This window comes from Pelagibius sp. (assembly GCF_965249265.1).
In the GTDB taxonomy this organism is placed as follows: Bacteria; Pseudomonadota; Alphaproteobacteria; order Kiloniellales; family Kiloniellaceae; genus Pelagibius.
The window spans coordinates 1,979,200-2,001,720 of sequence record NZ_OZ252224.1; the positions used below are offsets into that span (position 1 = coordinate 1,979,200).

A 22,521-nucleotide genomic window follows, 5' to 3' on the forward strand; every position below is an offset into this window, starting at 1 on the left:
GCTCCACAGCAAGATCGGCAGTGCTTTGCTTTCTATTGAAATCAACTAGATATGAGCTTTTTCTTAGTTTCCAAGATAACTTGGTTTCTTTTGAAGCCTCTGCATTCCCTGATCTTCCTGCTGCTCTGCGGCGTGTTTTTCCGGATGCTTGGCTGGAAGACGATGCAACGCCTCTGCGTCCTTCTTGTCGTTCTCTACGGGGGCTTGATCATGCTGACGCCCCTGCCGGAACTGGCTGTGCGCACCTTGGAGGACCGATTTGCCGGCGCGGCATCGGGGCCTCAAGTCGCCGGGATTATCGTTCTTGGTGGCGCCACGGATGACGGCGGGCTTGTGGCGGCGCGCGGTCAGCCGGCCCTCAACGGGGCGGTGGAACGCCTGACCACGGCGATGGCTCTTCACCGCGCCATGCCCGACCGGCCTTTGATCGTGACGGGCTACAGCGGACGTTTGAACCCGCGTGGCCTGAACGAGGCGGAGATCACGCGGATGTTTTTCGAAGAGCAGGGCCTGCCCATGGCCCAGGTCCGCTTTGAGGCAAGATCCCGCAATACGGCCGAGAATGCGCGTCTGACCGTAGAACTCGCCGGCCAGGACGAACGCCCCTGGCTGTTGATTACCTCGGCCTCTCACATGCCCCGCGCGGTGGCGAGCTTCCGGGCGGCGGGCCTTACAGTGCTGCCCCATCCGGTGGATTTCCGTACGGAACCGGGCCGGCTGGTCTGGCCGCGGGAGCCGGACAGTTCGCTGAGGCTTGCCTCGGTGGCGCTGCACGAGTGGCTGGGGCTGCTGGCTTACTACGTGACCGGCAGGACCGAGACCCTGTTGCCTGCACCGACCCCTGAGGGACGACCCTGAGGGACGACTGGGGGTCAGGCCGACGGCGGCGCGCTCATTACTTGGCAGTACTGCTTCTTGGCCTTAAGGGCGCCACAGAGCTGCTTTGCGGCCTGTTTGGAAGGCAGCGGGCCCGCCAGCACCCTGTAGAAGGTCCCGCGCTGGGCGATTTCGGTTCGGGCGAAACGGGGGCTCATGGCGGAGAGCTGCTCTGGAAAGGCCTGCTTCAGGGCCTCCCATTCCTTCTTTGCGGCCTTTTCCGAGCGCAGGGAGGAGAGGTGGACTACCATCGGCGCCTTGGACGAATTCGCCGCCTTTGGTGCGCCGGGAGTCTTCTTTTCTGCGTTTTCGGCCGGTTTTGCAGGTTTCAGCTTTGGCCGCGGGGGCGAGGCCGGTTTGGCCTCTGCCATGGGCCCGGTCGGGTCCATGGCTTCGGGGGCCTGCTGCCCGCTCGGCGGAGGTGCTGGCACAGGGGCAGAGGCAGAGGCGATGGCCGCTTTGCTCTCGTCGGCGGCCGTGACCGCCTCTTCGGGCGCCGCCATTGCTGCCGCAGCTTCTTCCACCAGGCCTTGTGGTTTGCCTGGAGCCGGGGAGACGGTGGCCTCTTCACCGACCCACTCGACCCCGGTTGGGGGGCGGCTCTGTGCTTCGCTGAGGTTGTTCCCGAAATCCTTGGCCGCTTTCATCAAAGACGCTTCCACCCGATTGGCCCAGCCTTTTGTGTCGTCATACATCGCCTGGCAACCGGAGAGGCTGAGGGCAAGGGCGAGCGGCGCAAGGGTACCGGCGCGAAGGCGGAAACGGGGCAACACCTGGGTATCTCCATTGCCTCGGAGGATGAATTCGGAGCCGCCTTGGGCTGCCCCGGGCTGATCCGTCAAAACTATCCCGCCTATGGTTTAAAATCCTTAAATGCCGGTGACTTAGAGAATTTCCCTAAAGTTCATCCCTTTGTTATTGCTTAACATCTCGCTGCGATGATCGCCTCTGCTGGGCTCTTTACGAGAGCCGCTGGAAAAAGGGCGAAACGATGCAGGCGGTTGAGAATCTGGAACAAGCTTCGGCAGCTCCGGCGAAGTCGGCTGGCACGGCGATTAAGGTTGGACACATCGTCTCGGTGAGCGGCGCCAAGATCACCGGTAGCCTGGTTTCGGTCGGGCCCGATGCGGAATCGGCGGCAAAACTGAATGAAGCGGTTCAGATCGGCGCTCTTTTGAAGATGCCGACCCCGCGCTCCGTTGCCTTCGGCATCGTCTCTTCGCTTTCGACCGGCAATCCCTCGCCGTCGCCTTCTTTGGGCGAGCAGTGGGTCGTTGAGATCGATCTCTTCGGCGAATACCTCCTGGCGGAGGGGCAGGATGCAGAGAGCGGGGAGAGTTTCGATCTGCTGCGCGGCGTCTCGAACTATCCCGGGCTTGGCGAGCCGATCTTTGCCGCGACGTCAGAGGAACTCCAGCAGATCTACAAACGCCCGCGTGGGTCGAATGTGCGGATCGGTACGCTTCACCAGGACGAAACACTGCCGGCCTACCTGGTGACCGACGATCTCTTGGGTAAGCACTTTGCCATCCTCGGCACCACCGGTTCGGGCAAGTCCTGTGCGGTGGCCACGGTTTTGCATGCAATCCTTTCCGAACACCCCTTCGGCCACGTGGTCCTGCTTGATCCCCATAACGAATATGCGAAGGCCTTCAAGGGGCTGGCCGAGGTGGTTACGCCGGAGACCCTGCAACTGCCGTACTGGCTGCTGAACTTTGAAGAGATGGTCGAGGTGATGTGCAGCCGCGACGACGCCAACCGGTCATCCGAGGCCTTCATTCTGAAAGACGCGATCCTGAACGCGAAACGCGCCACCGCAGAAGATGACGAGGCCAAGCGTTACCTCACCGTCGATACGCCGTCGCCCTATCCCTTGAGCGCCCTGCTCCAGAACATCGAAGCGGCAATGGGGCAGTTGCAGAAGGCCGAACAGGCAAAGCCCTACCTGCGTTTGCGCTCCCGCATTGAAAACCTGCGGGCGGACCGGCGCTACGCCTTCATGTTCTCCGGGCTTTCCGTGCGCGACACGCTGCCGGATGTTCTGGCGCGTATCATCCGGGTGCCGGTGGAAGGCAAGCCGCTGACCACATTCGATCTGGCAGGGGTCCCGTCTGAGATCGTTGACGTGGTGATATCGCTGCTTTGCCGAACCCTCTTCGACTTTGCGATTTGGAGCGAGCGCGACGTTTCCGTTCCGGTGCTTCTGGTCTGTGAGGAGGCGCATCGCTACATCCCCGAGGACGAAGGCATTGGCTTTGAGCCGACCCGGCGGGTGATTTCCCGCATCGCCAAGGAAGGCCGAAAGTACGGGCTTTCCCTGGGGCTTGTCTCACAGCGTCCCTCTGAGCTCTCGGAAACCATCATCTCCCAATGCAGCACGCTTTTTGCTTTGCGCATGGGCAATCAGAAAGATCAGGACTTTGTCCGGCGGGCCCTGCCGGAGAGCGCGGAGGGGATGCTGGCCAGCCTGCCGGCGCTGCGCAATCAACAAGCCGTGGTGGTGGGCGAGGGTGCCGTCCTGCCGATGCGCATCCGCTTTGACGACCTGCCGGAAGACAAGCGTCCACACAGCGACACGGCAAGCTTCTCCGAGCATTGGAAGGAGGAGCGGGGGCTCAACGGCTTCATTCCCGACACCATCGAGCGTTGGCGCAAACAGATCCGCTGAAGCGGGCTTCTGCTTTCGGGCCTGTCCGCAAGCCTGCCTTCAGCTAAACAGGTCTTCGACCAGTTCCCGGATCTCCGGCGAAGCTCTTTCGGCCGCCGTGCCGGCGACCTCTTTGCCGGCCTCGGTAAGCTTGCAGATCAGCCAGTCAGGCTTGGTCGGATTGTTGAACCAAGGTTCCGCCCAACCCTGCTCAATACAGCTTCGGATCGTTCGGCTGTCGTATCTTTGACCATAGCGATCGAACAACGGCAACTTACCGCCAGCCTGATTGAGGCCGCGCCGCAACCAGGCAAGTTGGGTTACCGTCGGACGGCTGCGCCGCCGCTTTGGTTCGAGCGCATGGGCCGTGGGGGACAAATCGGCCATGCTCACTCTCCCTGCTAAGCCTCTATGGTAAGCTAGCTTGACTGAGAAAGCGAATCGGGAGCCTGGGCCGTGGCTGCTTGTCTGGTCTACGTCACGACGTCAGATGTCGAGGAAGCGCGGACGATAGGCCGCGCGATGGTTAAGGCGCGCCTTGCCGCCTGCGCGAATATCATTCCGGCCATACATCCGATTTTCTGGTGGGAAGGCGAGGTTCAGGAGGGGGAGGAGACCCTGCTTCTGCTAAAGGCGGCGGAACACCTGGTCCAGGCTCTGACCGAGGCGGTATCGAGACTGCACAGCTATGATTGCCCCTGTGTCGTCTCGATTCCCCTCACCGGCGGCAATCCTGCCTTTCTCGACTGGATCGACGCGGAGACCGCTGGGGCGCCGTCGCTAGGAAATTAGTCTTTGCGCTGGAGCAGGTGGCGCATCGCTTTGCGGTACTCCGGGTCCCAGACCAGCCTTTCCAGGTCGATCGCGGCCTTCGGATCGCCCTTTCCCGGTGCACCTTCCAAAGGTGCGGTGGGGGTTTGGCAAGCCTCTTTTCCTGCAATCATCTTATCCTTTCCGCCCTTGCCGGGCTTGGGCTCATGCTTTTTCATCGCCTTCGAGCCTGCAGGGACATGATGGCAAGGAAGAGGCGGGATCATGGCCCCGGCGTGTTCGATTGCGGCGCAAAAGGGGCAGCGGTCTAATCGCATTGCTGTGTCTGGGGCCGCATAGCTGCCTTGCATGCCGCCTGCTTGCCGAATTAGTTATCAGTGTATACAGACATTCCAAGGAGTTGACGGGGAGAAGCCATGAAGGCTGGATCAGCGCAACTGGCGCTGTCTTTTTCGTGCTTAGGCCATGCCTACATGCACCTCTTCACTGCGTTCTACTTCGTCATCGCCCTGTCGCTGGAAATCGACTGGGGCATTCCCAATCACGAATTGATAAAGCTCTGGGCCCTCGGATCGCTTCTCGTCGGTCTGGCGGCGCTGCCGGCTGGTTGGTTGGGGGACCGCTGGTCCGCCTCCGGCATGATGGCCGTCTATTTCATCGGCCTGGGGATCTCGGGCATCGTCTGCGGTCTTGTCGACTCTGCCAGCGCCCTGATGCTGGGATTGACCGCAATCGGCCTTTTCAGTTCGATCTATCATCCCGTCGGCATTGCTTGGCTGGTGCGCAACGCCAAGAAGCGTGGCATGGCCCTGGCCGTGAACGGCATCTTCGGATCTCTGGGCGTCGGTTCCGCCGGCTTGATTGCGGGTTTTCTCATCGACGCCATCTCTTGGCGGGCCGCCTTCATCCTGCCTGGTATCATCTGTTTGGTGACCGGGCTTGTCCTTGTTGTGGCGCTGCGCCGGGGATGGGTCACCGAAGGCGGGCCCGAAGAGGCACGTGATCCGCCGCCGGCGCGCCAGGACATGATCAAGGTCTTTGCAATCCTGCTGCTGACCATGTCGGTGATGGGCCTGATGTTCCATGCCACCCAGGCGTCGCTACCGAAGATGTTCGATCTTCGCATGCGCGATCTGACGGGGGAGGGTGCCTTCGGTATCGGTGTGCTGGTCGCGGTGGTCTATACCGCCGGCGGTGTGATGCAGCTTGTCGGCGGCTGGCTCGCGGATCGTTTTTCGCTGAAGCTCATCTATCTCAGCGCCTTCGTCTTTCAGATTCCGGTCATGGCCTTTATCGCCACCGCCGTGTCGGCGCCCTTGATTGCCTTGGCGATCCTGACGGTGCTTTTGAGCGCCGCCGCGCTGCCCGCGGAGAACATGCTGCTGGCCCGCTACACACCGCAGCGTCACCGCAGCCTGGCTTATGGCGTGAAGTTCGTGCTCGCCTTCTCGATCGCCAACCCCGCGATCCTCCTCGCATCCTGGGTCGAAGGCAGCAGCGGAGAATACGTCTGGCTTTACATGATCCTGGCGCTGGCCGCCGCAGCAGCAGCGTTCGTCGCCCTGTTTCTGCCAAACAAACCGCCACGGGCCGTTGTGGCGGTCCCCGCCGAATAGTTCGTTCTGACCAGTACCTGTTGTTAAAGAGAGTTGTTACCCGTCTATGACTTCCACACCTTTGGAACTCGACCGCCTCGATCACTTTGTGCTGACCGTCCGCGACATTGACGAGACCTGTGCCTTCTATGAAACGGTTTTCGGGATGCGTCGCGTGGACTTCGGGGAAGGAAGGGTAGCGCTGCACTTCGGCAGTCAGAAAATCAATCTTCATCCCAATCCCTCGCCGGTCGAGCCCAAGGCGGCGGTGCCGGTACCCGGCTCGGCCGACTTCTGCCTTATCGCTTCGGTGCCGACAGAGGAGGTGGCAAGGCGGTTGCGCAGCTGGGGAATCGGCATCGAGCGCGGACCGGTTTCCACCGTAGGTGCCCAGGGGGATATGCGCTCCGTCTACTTCCGCGATCCCGACGGCAACCTTATCGAGGTAGCCTGCTACGGCGCGGAGTAGCGCGAGCCCGGGCGCGCTTCGGACAGCGCGTCACAAGTTTCTGCTTCACGATATCCCAAGCCGCTATCTGCGATCCTTTGGACTGCAGTTGTAGACGGCGGTTCGAGCCGGCCTGGCCGAACTAGACGGTGGCCGCGAGCGCCTTGCCAAGGTCGTCGATGAGGTCTTCCACCGTCTCCAGGCCAATCGAGAGGCGCACCACCGCCGGGCCGGCACCGGCGGCTTCGCGCTGTTCTTCGGTCAGCTGGCGGTGGGTGGTCGATGCCGGATGCAGGATGAGGGAGCGGCTGTCGCCGATGTTCGCAAGATGCGAGAAAAGCTCGCAGCTCTCGACCACCTTCACACCGGCTTCGTAACCGCCCTTAACCCCGAAGGTGAAGACAGAGCCCGCACCCAACGGCAGATACTTCTGGGCGAGATCGTGATAGGGGCTGGCCGGCAAGGCAGCGCAGGAAACCCAGTCCACCGCTTCGTGGTTCTCCAGAAACTCGGCAACGGTTTTCGCATTGGCACAGTGACGCTCCATGCGCAGGCTGAGCGTTTCTGTACCGAGCAGTGTCTGGAACGCGTTCATCGGTGCCATGGTGGCGCCGAGGTCGCGCAGGCCGACGGCGTGGGCCTGCATGGTGAAGGCCATGTCTCCGAAGGTCTCGTAAAAACTGAGCCCGTGATAGGCCGGTTCGGGTTCGGCCAGGCCCGGGAACTTCCCGCTCTTGGCCCAGTCGAAACGGCCTGAGTCGACAACGGCACCGCCGACGGAAGTTCCGTTGCCCGAGAGGAATTTGGTGGTCGAGTGCACCACCAGATCCGCGCCCCATTCGAAGGGACGACAGAGATAAGGCGTCGCCATGGTGTTGTCGACGATCAGCGGAATCTCCGCCGCTTGGGCAATGGCCGAGAGGGCTTCAAGGTCGCTCACCACGCCACCGGGATTGGCGAGGCTCTCGACAAAGATCGCCTTGGTCTTCGGGCCGATGGCCTTGCGGACGTTCTCAGGGTTATCGACGTCGACGAAGTCGACCTGCCAATCGAACTTCTTGAAAGTCTTGCCGAACTGCGTGATCGATCCGCCGTAAAGCCGGTTCGACGCGACGAAGCGGTCGCCCGGTGCCATAATGGCAAAGAACGCCAGGATCTGCGCCGCGTGTCCCGAGGCACAGCAGGTCGCCCCGCGTCCGCCCTCCAGGCTCGCCAGGCGTTCTTCCAGAGCCGCGACGGTCGGGTTGGTCAGGCGCGAATAGATGAAGCCGAAAGTTTGGAGATTAAATAGCGAGGCGGCGTGGTCGGCGTCATGGAATACGTAGGAGGTGTTCTGGAAGATCGGCGTCTGCCGGGCGCCGGTCACCGGTTCCGGCTGGGTGCCAGCGTGGATCATTCGTGTCTCGAAACCCGGTGTCTTGGTTTTTTTCATGCCGGACTCTTTCTCATGAGAGGCGGACCCTGCGGCGCTTTGCGGAGATGATGCCGGAGTTGAAGCCGCCCCAGGACAGTTCGGCATTGAGGCGGCCGAACTCGATCTTGGGGCAGCGGTCCATGACCACGGTCAGGCCGGCAGCCTCGGCTTTCTCGGCGGCTTCATGATTGATCACGCCGAGTTGCATCCAGATCACCTTGATACCCTTGTCCACAGCGACGGCGATCGCCTCTTCGGTGATGGGGCCGGCCGCCGCGGAGTTTCGGAAGATGTCGACCATCTCGAACTTCCCGGGGATTTCGGCGAGGGAGGCGTAGACCTTCTCGCCCAGGATCTCCTTGCCTGCCACCCCGGGATTGATCGGAACCACCCGGTAGCCCTTTTCCTGCAGATACTTCATCGCAAAGAAGCTGGGCCGGTTCCATTTCGGAGAGGCCCCGACCATGGCGATGGTCTTGGTTTCCTGCAGGATGGCGAGCAGCTCTTTGTTGGTGTAGGCGAGGCTGTGGGTCATGGCTCAGTCTGAAGCTCTATCTGGGATCGGGTCCTGGCCGCTTCGGCTCTCTGTGGGCGGCACGAAAGTCTCGGGCCGGTCGTCGGGCAGGCTTTCGATATAGAGCGACTGGCTGGGGAAGGCGAAGCCGCTGCCTGCGCCCTCGACCACTTCCATGATGTAGTAGGCCAGCTTCTCCTTGATCTCCAGCCACTCGCCCCAGTTGGTGGTCTTGGTAAAGCAGTAGAGCATGATGTCGATGGAAGAGTCGTTGAAGCTGTCGATGCGCACGAAGGTCGAGGCTTCGCTGGGCGGCGCAAAATCATCGTTGTCCAGAACATAGCGCTCGATGCCGTCGCGGATCTCGCGCAGTTGGGGAACCGTGGTTCGATATTCGACGCCGATTTTCCAATAGATGCGCCGATGGGTCATGGCGCTGAAGTTGGTGACGGCGTTGTCTGAGAGCTTGGCATTGGGAACGAAGACCGGGGCCTTGTCGAAGCGCCGCACGCGGGTCGAGCGAAACCCGATGGTCTCCACGGTGCCCTCGACCACACCGTCGACCCGGATCCAGTCACCCGGATGAAAGCGCTTTTCCGCGAGGACCAGAATGCCGGCGATCAGGTTCTTGAAAAGATCCTGGGCCCCAAGCGCGACGGCAACGCCGAACAGGCCAAGGCCGGCGATGATCGGTCCGACCTCGATGCCCCAGATCTCCAGGACCGTGGCAACCCCGATGAAGACAATGCCGATCTTGATGGCCTTCACCAGCCATTCGATCATCGGTCGGGTAAAGATGCGCTCCAGCCGGCTGAACAGGAAGGAGAGAGGGCCGACTGCGTTGAAGAAGCCCCAGAAGATCGCCAGCACCACAAGCGAGCGCAGGATGTTGTCGACGATCAGCTCGAATGTACCTTCGGGCCCCAGATACTCCGCCGCAAAGAAGGCGCCCATAACCACGGGGATGAAACGGACCGGTTGCTCCAGGGCGGCGATCAGTTCGTCGTCGAACTGCCCGTCGGTTCGCTTGGCGAGCCGCTTCAGGCGGGCCAGAACGAACTTCGTGAAGAGACGGCGGAAAATCAGGAAGAGCAGGAAGATGCCCAGCGCGCCCAGCAGGCGGCTGATTTCGATTCCAAGGAATCCCTGGTTCCAGACATCCAGGACCAGGGCCCAGAACTCTTGCAACTGCTGCATAGGGCGAAAGGCTTTCTAACGTTGACTGACTGAAGGGGGGCGGGCGGCTATCTAGCGGCCCTGCCACTCGGGCCGGCGCTTCTCGATAAAGGCATCGATCCCCTCTTCGGCATCGCGCGCCAGCATGTTGGTGGTCATGACCTCGCTTGTGTAGGCATAGGCCTCCACCAGACCGTACTCGACCTGTCGGTAGAAGGCTTCCTTGCCGATCTTCACGGTCAGCGGGGACTTGGCGACTACTTTCTCGGCCAGGCGCTCTGTTTCGCTCTCCAGGTCGCTCGCCGCGACGGCCCGGTTGATCAGGCCCAGACCGACGGCGGTCTCGGCATCGATCATCTCGCCGGTCAACAGCATCTCCAAGGCCTGTTTGCGCGGGACGGCGCGGGACAGCGCGACCATCGGCGTTGAGCAGAACAGGCCGATATTGACCCCTGGGGTGCCGAAGTGCGACGCCGCATCGGCAACCGCCAGATCACAAGTCGCCACCATCTGGCAGCCCGCCGCCGTGGCGATGCCATGCACCTTGGCGATGACCGGCTGCGGCAGGTTGGTCAGCCTGATCATGAGCTTGCTGCACTGTTTGAAGACGGATTGATAGAAGGCCCGGTCGCCGCTTTGCGCGCGCAGCTCCTTCAGGTCATGGCCCGCGCAGAAGCCTTTGCCGGCGCCTTCGATGATCACCGCGCGAACGGAGGAGTCTTCGGCGATCTCGTCGAGAGTGGCCTGCAGTTCGGTCATCAAGGCCATGGACAGAGCATTGTACTGCCGGGGTCGGTTCATGGTCAGGCGGGCGATCCCGCCACTGTCGGAACGAAGGAGAAGAGGGGGCTCGCTCGCTGGTGCGGCTTCGGCTGGCATAGGGACCTCTCGCGGGTTCTGGAAAGCGGGGAGACTTTGGCGCTTTCGCAGGTGTGTTATCAAGCGGTATTAGAGTTCTCTTAGAGCAGATCCGGGTTGGATGAATCGCGTGAGCGATTCATCCAACCCGGTGAATCTGCTCTAACTATTTGATGCCGATCGGATTCACATGTTTTGGCGCAACCACGAAGTGGTTCCGTCAAAACATGATCCGATCCAGGACAGGATATCCAAGAAGGAAGACGTCATCCAGATGGACTACTCAAGCCAGGCCCCCCGCATCACCCTGGAGGAGTTCAATCGGCTCCTCGACGAGTCGGCCCCTTTTCAGAAGATATACGGCTTCGTCACCGAGGAAATCGGCTACGGCACGGCAAGGGCGCGGCTGCCCGCCAGTGCGGACCATGTGCGCCCCGGCGGCACCGTCTCCGGGCCCGCGCAGATGGCGCTGGGCGATTTCGCGGTCTATGCCGCCGTCCTCGGGGCCATCGGCAACGTACCCCTGGCGGTGACCACCAGTCTTTCGATCAATTTTCTGCACAAGCCGCTGCCCGGCGATATCCAGGCCGACTGCCGGCTCATCAAGCTGGGCAAACGTCTGGCGGTCGGGGAGGTCTTTCTGACCTCCGGAGGTCAGGAAGCACCGATTTCCCACGTTACCGCGACCTATTCGATCCCGCCAAAGGGCTGATTCCTGGGGCTTTGCAGGGGTGCGCGGGGTGGTTAAGAATTCTCGTTCTTTGTGAATGAGTTATCAGTGAGGTACTATAATACCACCATTCTAACCTATTCGCAGAAAGGTGCTTTTTGCGATTGACAGAACACCTCTTGCCCCATAGAAAACCGCTCTTCGGAGCCGGCCCGGGCCGACGCTCCATCTCCTATTCATTCGGACAGTGATTGGCACGATGAAAACCTTTTCCGCCACACCGTCGGATATCGAGAAGAAGTGGTTTCTGATCGATGCCGATGGGCTCGTCCTCGGCCGTTTGGCCTCGCAGGTGGCCAAGATCCTGCGCGGCAAGCACAAGCCGAGCTTCACGCCGCACATGGACTGCGGCGACAACGTCATCATCATCAATGCCGAGAAGGTCAAGCTGACCGGCAAGAAGACGACCGACAAGATCTACTACTGGCACACCGGCCATCCGGGCGGCATCAAGCAGCGCACCGCGGGCCAGGTTCTGGATGGGGACCATCCGGAGCGGGTGGTGATCAAGGCGGTGGAGCGCATGATCACGCGCAACAGCCTTGGCCGGCAGCAGATGCGGAACCTGAAGGTTTACGTCGGTGGTGAGCATCCCCATGAGGCTCAGCAGCCGGAGACGCTCGATCTCGCGGCGATGAATGCGAAGAACAAGAGGAGCCAGTAAGCATGGCCGATGAGACTCAAACCCTGAGTGATCTGGGCGATCTGGCTGAAGCAACCGGCGTGACCCCGGAAGCGGCCGCTGAGACGGCGGAGCCCCAGCGCGACGCCCAGGGCCGTTCCTATGCGACCGGTAAGCGCAAGGATGCGGTTGCCCGTGTCTGGATCAAGCCTGGCAGCGGCAAGGTGACGGTGAACGGTAAGGACCAGACCGAATACTTCGCACGGCCGGTTCTGCGTATGATCCTGGACCAACCCTTTGTGGTTGCCGACCGCACCAGCCAGTTCGACGTGGTCTGCACGGTCAGAGGCGGCGGTCTTTCCGGTCAGGCCGGTGCCGTTCGCCATGGCATTTCCAAAGCCCTGATGCTTTACGAGCCGGGCCTGCGCCCGGTGCTGAAGCGCGGCGGTTTCCTGACCCGCGACTCCCGTGTTGTGGAGCGTAAGAAGTACGGCCGCGCCAAGGCCCGCCGGAGCTTCCAGTTCTCCAAGCGGTAACCGAGACATACAAAACAGAAGTAACGATCTATGCGGCGTCCCCAGGTTATGGGGGCGCCGTATTTCTTTGCCAAAGCCGCGGTTAGTCCTTGGTCAGGTCAGGACCTTGTCTCCATCTCACTCGATGGTTTCTGTCTTGGTCGACGGGGGGACAAGTAGGTCCTCAAAGAACCACGCAGTGAGTTCGTTTCGACTTGAAACACCCGCTTTGCGATAAACCGATGAGGCCTGTTGCCGGACAGTTTTTTCACGCGTTTCCCGTAGTCCAGCAATTTCCCTAAATGAGAGCCCCTTGAGTATCCCGATCACGACGTCTTGCTCGCTAGCAGAGAGCTTCCAGTGATCAAATTGCTTTTGCATGACGGCTCGGTATTGGTTTGTGATTTCGCTCGAGCTGCTATCGAGTTTCACCAGTTTTCCGCGCGCATTTTCCAGTGCTGCGCGAAGCTGATGAATCTCCCGCAAACTCAGTCTGCGCTGATGCAAATAGAACAATACAAGAGCTGCGCTCAAGGCGAACCAGAGGACGTCATCCCACATTGAGATAAGCGAGCCGCCAGCGAAGAACTCCGAGACTATTTCGATGGCGCTTGTGGCGAAAACGATCAGGACAAAAACAACCAGTGATTTTTGGCCGATCGAAAGCTGCCCAAATTCATCGAACACGTCACTTCTTCCCAACTCTTATCTCCTCACGGTCCCCCAACTCTTATCTCCTCACGGTCCCCCAACTCGTTGAAATCGGACATAAGCACTATGAAACCTCCTGCGCAATCGGGCATTTGTCCGATAGCGGAATGGCCGAACTTGCCTTACTGAACTGGGAAGCGAGCAGGGAGTCAGCCCGCTTTCAAACCATTGCGAAACGAGAGGTTTAGTGCCCGTGACCCTATCGCGTCGACGCTTTCTTACAGGTAGTGCTGCCTTCGTTGGTACGGCATTCGCCAGCAATGCTTGGTCGAATTCCAACCGGCCCGAGTTGCCAATCCCCACCTTGATTGATGGTACCATTGAGGCACCTGTTCATCTGCAACTTCGCGAGGGGCTCTGGTCGTTCAAGCCCGGTATCATGACGCCTACCCTCGGGATCAACCAAGACTATCTTGGACCGACGATCCGGGCGCGAAAGAATAGGGAACTCAACCTGAGTTATCACAACACCCTGAATGAGGGGGTGGCTGTACATGGACATGGGCTCCATGTACCGGGTGAAGTTGATGGAGGACCGCAGTTGGAAATTGCGCCGGGTGATCGCTGGTCCCCCAAGCTATCGATCGTTCAGCCCTCTGCTACCTGCTGGTATCACTCTCATACGCACGGCAAATCAGGCGAGCAAACCTATCGTGGCCTTGCAGGAATGATCCTGATCGATGATGACGAAACCGATGCAATGGATCTTCCTCGGCGATATGGCATCGATGATATACCCATTGTTATTCAAGACCGGACTTTCGATGAGCAAGGCCGTCTCGTCTATTCCTTGATGGAAGCAGATGAAGACGGTTGGTATGGCGATACCGTGGTGATAAATGGCGCCATTGCTCCGGTTGCCAAAGTCCCTGCTGGTAGGGTGCGTCTACGTCTACTCAATGGCGCCAATGCCCGATTTTACATCGTCGCTTTTGCAGATAATCGGGTGTTCCACAAAATCGCAACAGATGGTGGTTTGCTCGAAGCGCCTGTTCCCATGACAACAATGGAAATGTCACCCGGGGAACGTTGCGAGATCATTGTTGATCTTTCAGATGGCAAATCCGCGGATCTGTTCACACTGTTCGAAGATGACGTTGACGAGGCTGAAGAGGGTATTGTCAGCGGCATGTTGGGGGTGCTGGGCTCGTCAGAGGTTGCGGCTGAGATGCCGTCGTTGACCTTGGAAGTCGATACCTCGCTTGTCCCAAACCTTGTCCCGCTGCCTGAAAAGCTCGTCAACATTATCCGCCCCAAGGCGAGCGATGTCGTACGAGTCCGTGAGTTTGAACTAACCATGGAGCACGGTGGTGGGGCCTCAGGTCATCACGGCCACGCTGTAATGGATATGGCCATCAACGGTGCATCAATGGACATGAACGTGATCAATGAAAGGGTCAATCTGGGCGAATGGGAGCGATGGCGTATCCGCTCGGATATGGGCGCGCATCCCTTTCATGCGCATGGTTGCTCTTTTCTCATTGATCAAATGGAAGGTGCAACTGCGCCGGAAGACCAGCGGGGATGGAAGGATACCGTTGTCCTGGACGACGACGATTGGTCTGAGATTGTCGTGCGCTTTGACCACGTTGCCACAGACCAGTTCCCTTATATGTATCACTGCCATATCCTGGAACACGAAGACCGCGGCATGATGGGGCAGTTTACAGTCACGTAAAAAGGGGACCTTTCGCATATTCTGACGACTTAGGTCTCGGGTGCTTTCAACACGGTACCGACGAGCACGGCAGCGCCAAGGCCAGCGAAGCCGTCCCGCGTTCGGTGGTCCAAACGCTGTCTGTCGGCCTGTTCGCCTCAGCGGAACCAGCAAGCCCCGGAGACGCCGACTCTGCGCTTGAGCAGGGGACTCATTCTTGGGTGAGTGTCAGCCCGTGGCCGCCACGCGCCGCCAGGCCGGGAAGGGGTCTGGCAACTCCGGTAGGTCGTCAGGGCCCTGCGAATGCTGATCAGGAAGGAGACAGGCATCCAGCCGCGCCTTTAGCACCTGCCAGTCTATGCCGCTGCCGATGAAGACGATCTCCTGCCGACGGTCGCCCCAGGGCTCCTGCCAGTGATCACGCATGTAAGCACGCGCGCTTTCATGTTCCACCCAACGCTCTTTCGGTACCGCCGCCCACCAGGTGCCAAGTGGACTGATCGACGACAAAGCGCCTGCGAGCGAGAACTCCACGACCCAATCAGGCCGCGTGGCGATCCAGAAATGGCCTTTGGCGCGGATCACGCCGGGAAGGGCTCCGTTCAATAGGGCGTGGATGCGTTCCGGCACGAAGGGACGACGCGCGCGGTAGACAAAGCTTGCGACCCCGTATTCTTCGGTTTCCGGCACGTGATCGGCGAAGCCGTAGAGTTCCTTGGCCCACATCGGATGTTCATGCGCTTTCTCGTAGTCGAACAACCCTGTATCGAGGATTTCATCCGTGCCGACTTTGGAATGGTTGGTCTCGATGATCTTTGCATCCGCATTCAGGCTGCGGATGATCTTGCGCGCGGCGTCCACCTGCTGCGGCTCCGCATCGGCCACCTTGTTGAGAATGACCACATCAGCGAATTCGATCTGGTCGGTGAGAAGGTGTACAAGCGTTCGATCATCTTCTTCTCCCAGAGTTTCGCCACGGTCCCGCAAGAAGTCGTGACTGGAGTAGTCATGGAGTAGATTTACGGCGTCGACGACGGTCACCATGGTATCAAGGCGGGCAACATCCGACAGACTCACGCCCTCTTCGTCTCGGAAGTCGAAGGTCGCCGCCACAGGCAAAGGCTCAGAAATGCCGGTTGACTCGATCAGCAGATAGTCGAAACGCCCCTCTTCGGCGAGGCGCCGCACTTCTGCGAGGAGATCATCACGCAAGGTGCAGCAAATGCAGCCGTTCGACATCTCGACCAGTGTTTCATCGGTGCGGCTGAGTTCGTTGTCCGCACGTACCAGATCGGCGTCGATGTTCACTTCGGACATATCGTTGACAATGACGGCGACACGCCGGCCATCGCGATTGTTCAGCACGCGGTTGAGAAGTGTCGTCTTGCCGGCCCCAAGAAAACCGGAGAGCACGGTGACGGGAAGGCGGGAGGCTTCGGCAATCATGGTCTTGTCCTTGGTCATTGGTGACCAGTTGTCAGAATCTGCAGGATGCGCAGCCGCGCAGAATGAACCCGAAGACCTTTCCTTCGGGAAGAAATGTAATGTAATAACATCACATTGTGATGCAATCAGTTTCTTGCCCGCGATCCCGAGAGGAGGGCATCGCAAAGTCTCAAAATGAGTTTCCGTCAGAGATAACGCATAAATATCAGGGTTTTGTAGAGGTGCGAGTCAGAAAGGCGGTAAGTCTACGCGCGCGGCTGGGAAGACGGACTGTGGCGCCTGCGGCCCATTTGCCCTGCCATTTGTTTGCGAAGCAAAATCGGTGTCTGAGGAAGCGCCGTTGGATGAGGATTTCCGGCCGGAGAGTCGCTGAGATAATCTGACGTCCCAACAGCGGCTTGCCCCGCCACCTTCAAGCAGAGGTTATCTCCATGCCCAGCCTGATTCTTCCTTATCGCGGTGTCACCCCGCGGATCCATCCCGATGCTTTTGTCGCGGAGACGGCGACCATCATCGGTGATGTGGAGATCGGGCCACGGGCCTCAATCTGGTACGGCTGTGTGCTGCGCGGCGATGTGAACAAGATCCGGGTGGGGGCGGGGACCAACCTGCAGGACGGCACCATCGTTCACGTGAATCACGACCGGAACGGCGACTACCGGCAGACCGGCGGCGGCATGCCGACCCTGATCGGCGACAACGTCACCGTCGGGCACCAGGTCCTCATCCATGCCTGCACCATAGAGAGCGACGCCTTCATCGGCATGGCCGCCGTCGTCATGGACGGTGCCCTCGTCGAGGGTCAGGCGATGGTGGCGGCCGGCGCGCTGGTGACGCCGGGCAAGAAGGTGGCCAAGAGAGAGCTTTGGGGCGGGCGTCCCGCCAAGCTGATGCGCGCGCTGTCGGAAGAGGAGTTGGCTGATCTCCCCTATCTGGCCGAACACTATCAGGAAACGGCGGCAAGCTATCTGGCGGAGCGGCGCGGCTGAAACACCTCGTCGCTGGCGAAAGCGATCAATCCTGCGCCTTTACCTTGACGTAGCTGCCCGGGCCGTCTTCGAGAACCTTCAGTTTTCCGTCGCCCGGCTTACGCGCCGTCACTTCGCCGTTGCCGTATTGGCCGATCCACTTGTCCCACTCGGGCCACCAGGAGCCGGCGTGCTCTTTCGCAGAATTTATCCAACTGTCCGGCGCCTTCGGGTTCTTGGCGTTGGTCCAGTAGCCGTACTTGTTGGCTTCCGGCGGGTTCACGACCCCGGCGATATGGCCGGAGCCGGCAAGGATGAACTTGACCGGCCCCCCGAGAAGCTGGGTCGCCGCATAGGTCGCTTTCCAGGGGGCGATGTGGTCTTCGCGGGTCGATATCAGGCTGGCCGGTACCTTGATTTTCGAGAGATCGATGTCGACCCCTCTCAGGCGGATCCCGCCGGCTTTCAGCAGACGATTCTCCTGGTACATGTTGCGCAGATAAAAACTGTGCATCGCCGCCGGCATGCGCGTGGAATCTGAATTCCAATAGAGCAGGTCGAAGGGGAAGGGGTCTTTGCCCATCAGGTAGTTGTTGACGACGAAAGACCAGATCAGGTCGTTGGCCCGCAGCATGTTGAAGGTGGTCGCCATCTCGCCGCCTTCCAGATAGCCCTTCTGGTTCATCTTTTCTTCGAGCGCGGCCAGCTGTACCTCGTCGATGAAGACCCCCAGTTCGCCTGAATCCTCGAAATCCATCATGGTGGTGAAGAAGGTTGCGGACTTGACGCGGTTGTCTTTCTTGGCGGCCATGTAGGAGAGGGTGCAGGCCAGCAGGGTCCCGCCCAGGCAGTAACCGATGACGTTGGCATCCTTTTCGCCGGTCGCCTGTTCCAAGGCGTCCAGCGCGGCCAGCGGACCCTCCACCATGTAGTCTTCGAAACTCTTGGCCGCCAGCTTCTCGTCCGGATTGACCCAGGAAATCACGAAGACCGTATGGCCCTGTTCGACCGCCCAGCGGATGAAGGAATTCTTGGGCCGCAGATCCAAGATGTAGAACTTGTTGATCCAGGGCGGGATGATCAGCAGCGGCCGTTTGTGGACTTTTTCCGTGGTCGGCTCGTACTGCAGCAGCTGCATCAGGTCATTCTGGTAAACCACCTTGCCCGGTGTCACCGCGATGTTCTCGCCCAGCTCGAAAGCCTCGGTATCGGTCATTCGGATCTTCAGCCGGCCCTTGCCGCGCTCCAGATCCTCCAGCAGGTTTTCCAGGCCTTTCACCAGATTTTCGCCGCCGGATTCCAAGGTCTCCTTGAGCACTTCGGGATTGGTCATCAGGAAGTTCGAAGGGGCCATGGCATCGACGAACTGACGGGTATAGAAGTCGACCTTCTGTGACGTCTTATCGTCCAGGCCTTCGACATCCTTTACCGTCGACTGCATCCAGCGCGCCGTCAGCAGGTAGGACTGCTTCACATAATCAAAGAGCTCATTCTCATCCCATTCCGGATGCTTGAAGCGCCGGTCGCCGCGTTCCGGTTCGGCCACCGGATCGGCTTCCTGGCCCATCATGCGCTGGGCAGTGGATTGCCAGAGACGCATGTAGTCCTGCCAGAGGGTCATCTGGGCCTGCACCAGCTTGGCCGGGTCGGCCATCATCCGATGGGTCATTTCCATAAAAGCGGCGCCGATGTTCATCGGGTCCATGGCTGCGCCGCCACCGTTGCCTTCCTGCTGTTGACGCTCGAGGAATTCGCTGACCAGTTTCTGGCTGCGCTCTGCGATTCCCGCCATCGATTTGGAGATTTCCACGGGATCGGGCATTTTGATGTCGGGGGGCTGTTGCTCCGCCATGGCGGCTTCCTTATCCTGCCTAGAAACGTGCGCGCCGCCCTGGAAAAAGAATCAGGGCTCGGACGCAGGATCGCTGAATTGCCCCGCAAGGTAATAGGGGGGTGCGGTCTGTACAATAGCGGAGACAGCGCAGCCGAAAGTGGCGCAGGCCGGGCGATTGAGGTGGAAGACCGGGATTGTCGGCCCAGCAGGGATGAAACGAGATGACGGAAGCTCAGGAAGCGACAGATCAGGTCGCAAAAGACGCTGATCTGGCGGCAAAGGGTCAAGGGCGCCGCGCCGGTGCGGCGCTGGCTGCGGCGGTTGGACTTGCGCTTGCCGGTTGTACGGCAGTGGACGATCTCACCATGTCGCCTGAGGAACGCGCGGCCCTGGAGCCGCAGCGCGTAACAACGGAAGGCGCAAAGGAAGAATTTCCTACTCTATCGGAGGTTCCCGATGCGCCGCGACCGTATTCCTCGCCGGAGGCACGGCAGGAAATGGTCGAAGAACTGACGGATGACCGGGAAAAGGCGGATTTCACCGATCCCACGCCCTTGATCACGGCAGCGCCGCCCAAGCTCGACCCCTTTGCCGGCAGCACCATCATCTCGGCCGATTCCGTGACCACAGGCGCGCAGCTTGCGAACCTTTCGGCACCGCCATCCGCCGGGCCGGGCCAGCTCGCCGCTATCATCTTCTTCAGTCATGGCTCCGTTGAGCTGGACGGGAACGACCGCAGCGTGCTGCAGGACCTTGTTACCCTGCACAACCAGCAGGGCGGCAGTCTGCGGGTTATCGGCCATGCCAGCAGCCGGACCCGTAACACCACCCCGGATCAGCATCAGGTGGCGAATTTCGAGATGTCGCTGGCGCGGGCCAATGCGGTCTCTTCGGAACTGCTGCGCCTTGGGGTCTCTCCGGATTCCGTTTCTACGGAAGCCAAGTCCGATGCTGAGCCGGTCTATCACGAGTTCATGCCTTCGGGGGAGGCCGGGAACCGCCGGGTCGAAATCTTCCTGGAAAAATAACGGCCTCCTGGGTACAAGAAGCACCCGATAGGAAGCGTGCTGAAGGACGCCCGGGCGGGTTGTTGCCCAGATCGGTTTTGACGCTTCTTAGGTTTACGGGGTTAACGGCAGCCGTCAGCGGCCGTGCCCGCTCTCAGATTGGTTCTTTGCCAGGCCATGTCTCAAGACTTCCACCGGATCAAGCGCCTGCCGCCCTACGTCTTTGCGGAAGTGAATGCGCTGAAATCTGCTGCCCGGGCGGAGGGCCAGGACATCATCGACTTCGGCATGGGCAATCCCGATCAGCCGCCGCCCAAGCATGTGGTCGACAAGCTGGTGGAGACGCTGTCAGATCCAAGGGTGCACCGCTATTCCACATCGCGCGGCATCCCGGGCCTGCGGCGCGCGCTGAGCCGCTACTACGGCGAGCGCTTCGGCGTCGATCTGGATCCGGAGCGCGAGGTCATCGTGACCCTTGGCTCAAAGGAAGGCCTTGCCAACCTTGCCCAGGCGATCACCAGTCCGGGCGACATCATCCTGGCGCCGAACCCCAGCTATCCGATCCATGCCTTCGGCTTCATCATCGCCGGCGCGGCGATCCGCAGCCTGCCCATGGGCCCGGAGTTCGACCTTTTGGAGCAGCTGGAACGGGCAGTCCGTCACTCCGTGCCCAAGCCCTCGGCCCTGGTGTTGAACTATCCCTCAAACCCGACGGCCGAGGTCGTCGACCTAGACTTCTACGGGGCCATTGTCGAGTTCTGCCGCGACAACGGAATCTATGTGATCTCCGACCTTGCCTATGCCGAGGTTTATTTCGACGGCAAGCCGCCGCCCTCGATCCTTCAGGTGCCCGGTGCGCGTGACATCGCGGTGGAGTTCACCTCTCTCAGCAAGACTTACTCGATGCCGGGCTGGCGCATCGGCTTCTGCGTCGGCAACGCGGACTTGGTTGCCGCCCTGGGGCGGGTAAAGTCCTATCTCGATTATGGCGCCTTTACGCCGATCCAGGTGGCCGCGACAGCGGCCCTGAACGGCCCTCAGGATTGCGTTGAGGAAATGCGGCTGCGCTATCGCTCGCGCCGGGATGTTCTGGTATCCGGCCTGGAGGCCGCCGGCTGGCCGATACCGAGTCCGCCCGCCACCATGTTCTGCTGGGCGCCGCTGCCTGAGGCTCTGCGGGAACTGGGGTCCCTGGAATTCTCGAAACTGCTTTTGCGTGAAGCACAGGTGGCGGTTGCACCGGGCGTCGGGTTCGGCGAATACGGCGAGGGCTTTGTCCGCCTGGGTCTCGTAGAAAATGAACAGCGCACGCGCCAGGCCGTGCGCAACATCAAACAGTTTCTGCGTTCTTCGGGAATCGGCCCCGACGACGCCAAGGTTCGGAACATCGCTTCTTGAGTACAGCCCTTCGAATAGCCGTGGCCGGTCTTGGCACGGTAGGCGCCGGCACCCTGCGCCTTTTGAACGAAAACGCCGAGGTGATTGCTGCACGCGCAGGCCGCGCCCTGCAGGTCACCGCTGTCTGCGCCCGTGACCGCTCCCGCGACCGCGGTGTCGACCTGTCGGGCTGTCAGTGGTTCGACGACCCTGTGGCCATGGCCGCCGAGGCCGAAGCCGACGTGGTTGTCGAACTGATCGGCGGTTCCGAAGGTGCGGCCAAGCAGATGGTCGAAGCGGCCCTTGCCGCCGGACGTTCGGTGGTCACTGCCAACAAGGCACTGCTGGCCCATCACGGAACCGCTTTGGCAAGGCAGGCGGAGGCAGCCGGCTGCACCATCGGCTACGAGGCCGCCGTTGCCGGCGGCATTCCGATCATCAAGGGACTGCGGGAAGGCCTGGCCGGCAACAACGTCAGCCGCGTCTACGGCATCCTGAACGGCACCTGCAACTACATCCTGACCCAGATGTCCGCCGGTGGCGGCGCACCCGGCAATCCGGTGGAACGCCAGAGCTTTGAGGCCGTGCTGAGCGAGGCACAGCGTCTGGGCTATGCCGAGGCCGATCCCAGCTTTGACGTCGACGGCGTCGATACGGCACACAAGCTGGCCATCCTCACGGCGCTTGCCTTTGGTTGCGAGGTGGATTTCGACGCTGTCTTTGTCGAAGGCATCCGCAACGTTTCCGCCCTTGATGTCTCTTATGCCGAAGAACTGGGGTACTGCATCAAGCTGCTCGGTGTCGCCCAACAGGTGAACGGTGCGGTGGAGCAACGGGTGCACCCCTGCATGGTGCGGATCGGGCAGCCGATTGCCTCGGTGGATGGTGTCTTTAACGCAGTGGTGGCCGATGGTGACTTCGTCGATACGACGATGTACGAGGGCCGTGGCGCCGGCGCCGGTCCGACGGCCTCTGCCGTGGTGGCGGATCTTATCGATATTGCCCGCGGGACGGTGCTGCCGGTGTTCGGTATTGCCGCCGACCGGCTCAGCCGTCTGCCGACCCTGCCCATGGAAAGACACAGCTGTGCCTACTATCTGCGCCTCTTGGTACTGGACAAGCCGGGCGTAATCGCCGAAGTCTCTGCGGTACTGCGCGATGCGGACATTTCGATGGAGTCGATGCTTCAGCGCGGCCGTGCCCAAGGTGAGGGCGAGGCCGTGCCGGTCATCATCATGACCCACGAGACCAGCGAGGCAGCCATGCGGGCCGCCTTGGACCGGATTGCCGGGCTGGAGGCGACACTGGAGCCGCCGCAGCTTATTCGTATCGTCGACTTCTGAAGCGACAGGAAA

General features: G+C 60.6%; 23 protein-coding genes. 13 read left to right on the top strand and 10 right to left on the bottom strand.

Features of this window, described 5'->3' with window-relative positions; translation table 11 throughout:
- The first annotated feature begins 51 nt into the window (after positions 1–51).
- The gene (locus ACP146_RS09415) at positions 52–858 is read left to right on the top strand and encodes a YdcF family protein (protein WP_422366500.1); all 807 of its coding nucleotides are present in this window, start codon (positions 52–54) and stop codon (positions 856–858) included.
- 14 nt (positions 859–872) lie between these two features.
- Here ACP146_RS09415 and ACP146_RS09420 read toward each other — a convergent pair whose 3' ends face one another.
- A complete protein-coding gene (locus ACP146_RS09420) occupies positions 873–1,649 on the bottom strand; it encodes an SPOR domain-containing protein (protein ID WP_422366501.1) in 777 nt (258 codons plus the stop codon).
- Between the two features lie 218 nt (positions 1,650–1,867).
- Between ACP146_RS09420 and ACP146_RS09425 the strand changes: the two genes are divergently transcribed.
- On the top strand, positions 1,868–3,544 hold the full coding sequence (locus tag ACP146_RS09425) for an ATP-binding protein (RefSeq protein WP_422366502.1): 1,677 nt from the start codon (positions 1,868–1,870) through the stop codon (positions 3,542–3,544).
- Positions 3,545–3,583: 39 nt separating this feature from the next.
- Here the strand turns inward: ACP146_RS09425 and ACP146_RS09430 are convergent, their stop codons facing one another.
- Positions 3,584–3,910, bottom strand: a complete 327-nt coding sequence (locus tag ACP146_RS09430) for a hypothetical protein (RefSeq protein WP_422366503.1) — start codon at positions 3,908–3,910, stop codon at positions 3,584–3,586.
- A gap of 69 nt (positions 3,911–3,979) precedes the next feature.
- On the opposite strand from ACP146_RS09430, the gene cutA reads away from it, so the two are divergent.
- On the top strand, positions 3,980–4,315 hold the full coding sequence (cutA, locus tag ACP146_RS09435) for a divalent-cation tolerance protein CutA (protein ID WP_422366504.1): 336 nt from the start codon (positions 3,980–3,982) through the stop codon (positions 4,313–4,315).
- Here the strand turns inward: cutA and ACP146_RS09440 are convergent.
- Positions 4,312–4,512 carry a hypothetical protein gene (locus ACP146_RS09440; protein WP_425032489.1) on the bottom strand — a complete coding sequence of 67 codons (201 nt, stop codon included), beginning with the start codon at positions 4,510–4,512 and terminating at the stop codon, positions 4,312–4,314. The genes cutA and ACP146_RS09440 overlap by 4 nt on opposite strands.
- Before the next feature lie 198 nt (positions 4,513–4,710).
- Between ACP146_RS09440 and ACP146_RS09445 the strand changes: the two genes are divergently transcribed.
- Together ACP146_RS09445 and ACP146_RS09450 are read left to right on the top strand one after the other, a co-directional pair.
- Entirely contained in the window at positions 4,711–5,910 is a 1,200-nt protein-coding gene (locus tag ACP146_RS09445) for an MFS transporter (RefSeq protein WP_422366506.1), read from the top strand.
- A gap of 46 nt (positions 5,911–5,956) precedes the next feature.
- Positions 5,957–6,358: a VOC family protein gene (locus tag ACP146_RS09450; RefSeq protein WP_422366507.1), complete on the top strand. Its 402-nt coding sequence runs from the start codon at positions 5,957–5,959 to the stop codon at positions 6,356–6,358.
- Between the two features lie 121 nt (positions 6,359–6,479).
- Here ACP146_RS09450 and ACP146_RS09455 read toward each other — a convergent pair whose 3' ends face one another.
- The 4 genes from ACP146_RS09455 to ACP146_RS09470 are packed head-to-tail and all read right to left on the bottom strand — an operon-like array spanning position 6,480 to position 10,320.
- Positions 6,480–7,769: an O-acetylhomoserine aminocarboxypropyltransferase gene (locus ACP146_RS09455; RefSeq protein ID WP_422366508.1), complete on the bottom strand. Its 1,290-nt coding sequence runs from the start codon at positions 7,767–7,769 to the stop codon at positions 6,480–6,482.
- 13 nt (positions 7,770–7,782) lie between these two features.
- Entirely contained in the window at positions 7,783–8,286 is a 504-nt protein-coding gene (locus ACP146_RS09460; protein ID WP_422366509.1) for a CoA-binding protein, read from the bottom strand.
- Positions 8,287–8,289: 3 nt separating this feature from the next.
- Entirely contained in the window at positions 8,290–9,462 is a 1,173-nt protein-coding gene (locus ACP146_RS09465; RefSeq protein ID WP_422366510.1) for a mechanosensitive ion channel family protein, read from the bottom strand.
- A 51-nt stretch (positions 9,463–9,513) separates the two neighbouring features.
- Complete coding sequence (locus ACP146_RS09470) at positions 9,514–10,320, bottom strand: enoyl-CoA hydratase (protein WP_422366511.1); 807 nt, start codon at positions 10,318–10,320, stop codon at positions 9,514–9,516.
- A gap of 169 nt (positions 10,321–10,489) precedes the next feature.
- Here ACP146_RS09470 and ACP146_RS09475 point away from each other — a divergent pair, with 169 nt between their 5' ends.
- From ACP146_RS09475 to rpsI, 3 genes are all read left to right on the top strand, one after another.
- Complete coding sequence (locus ACP146_RS09475) at positions 10,490–11,011, top strand: PaaI family thioesterase (RefSeq protein ID WP_422366512.1); 522 nt, start codon at positions 10,490–10,492, stop codon at positions 11,009–11,011.
- Positions 11,012–11,228: 217 nt separating this feature from the next.
- Complete coding sequence (rplM, locus tag ACP146_RS09480) at positions 11,229–11,693, top strand: 50S ribosomal protein L13 (protein WP_422366513.1); 465 nt, start codon at positions 11,229–11,231, stop codon at positions 11,691–11,693.
- A 2-nt stretch (positions 11,694–11,695) separates the two neighbouring features.
- The gene (gene rpsI / locus ACP146_RS09485) at positions 11,696–12,187 is read left to right on the top strand and encodes a 30S ribosomal protein S9 (protein ID WP_422366514.1); all 492 of its coding nucleotides are present in this window, start codon (positions 11,696–11,698) and stop codon (positions 12,185–12,187) included.
- 117 nt (positions 12,188–12,304) lie between these two features.
- Here rpsI and ACP146_RS09490 read toward each other — a convergent pair whose 3' ends face one another.
- On the bottom strand, positions 12,305–12,853 hold the full coding sequence (locus ACP146_RS09490) for a helix-turn-helix transcriptional regulator (RefSeq protein ID WP_422366515.1): 549 nt from the start codon (positions 12,851–12,853) through the stop codon (positions 12,305–12,307).
- A 217-nt stretch (positions 12,854–13,070) separates the two neighbouring features.
- On the opposite strand from ACP146_RS09490, the gene ACP146_RS09495 reads away from it, so the two are divergent.
- Positions 13,071–14,555: a multicopper oxidase domain-containing protein gene (locus ACP146_RS09495; protein ID WP_422366516.1), complete on the top strand. Its 1,485-nt coding sequence runs from the start codon at positions 13,071–13,073 to the stop codon at positions 14,553–14,555.
- A 207-nt stretch (positions 14,556–14,762) separates the two neighbouring features.
- Here ACP146_RS09495 and ACP146_RS09500 read toward each other — a convergent pair whose 3' ends face one another.
- Positions 14,763–15,998: a GTP-binding protein gene (locus tag ACP146_RS09500; protein WP_422366517.1), complete on the bottom strand. Its 1,236-nt coding sequence runs from the start codon at positions 15,996–15,998 to the stop codon at positions 14,763–14,765.
- A gap of 413 nt (positions 15,999–16,411) precedes the next feature.
- On the opposite strand from ACP146_RS09500, the gene ACP146_RS09505 reads away from it, so the two are divergent.
- The gene (locus ACP146_RS09505) at positions 16,412–16,969 is read left to right on the top strand and encodes a gamma carbonic anhydrase family protein (protein WP_422366518.1); all 558 of its coding nucleotides are present in this window, start codon (positions 16,412–16,414) and stop codon (positions 16,967–16,969) included.
- Between the two features lie 25 nt (positions 16,970–16,994).
- On the opposite strand, the gene ACP146_RS09510 is transcribed toward ACP146_RS09505, so the two are convergent.
- Complete coding sequence (locus ACP146_RS09510; RefSeq protein WP_422366519.1) at positions 16,995–18,800, bottom strand: PHA/PHB synthase family protein; 1,806 nt, start codon at positions 18,798–18,800, stop codon at positions 16,995–16,997.
- Positions 18,801–19,003: 203 nt separating this feature from the next.
- Here ACP146_RS09510 and ACP146_RS09515 point away from each other — a divergent pair, with 203 nt between their 5' ends.
- The 3 genes from ACP146_RS09515 (at position 19,004) to ACP146_RS09525 (ending at position 22,509) form a co-directional block, all read left to right on the top strand.
- Positions 19,004–19,810 (top strand): OmpA family protein, encoded by an 807-nt coding sequence (locus ACP146_RS09515; protein WP_422366520.1) that lies wholly within the window; start codon positions 19,004–19,006, stop codon positions 19,808–19,810.
- A gap of 156 nt (positions 19,811–19,966) precedes the next feature.
- On the top strand, positions 19,967–21,187 hold the full coding sequence (locus ACP146_RS09520) for an LL-diaminopimelate aminotransferase (protein ID WP_422366521.1): 1,221 nt from the start codon (positions 19,967–19,969) through the stop codon (positions 21,185–21,187).
- On the top strand, positions 21,184–22,509 hold the full coding sequence (locus tag ACP146_RS09525; protein ID WP_422366522.1) for a homoserine dehydrogenase: 1,326 nt from the start codon (positions 21,184–21,186) through the stop codon (positions 22,507–22,509). The genes ACP146_RS09520 and ACP146_RS09525 overlap by 4 nt, the downstream gene beginning before the upstream one ends.
- Positions 22,510–22,521: the final 12 nt, after the last annotated feature.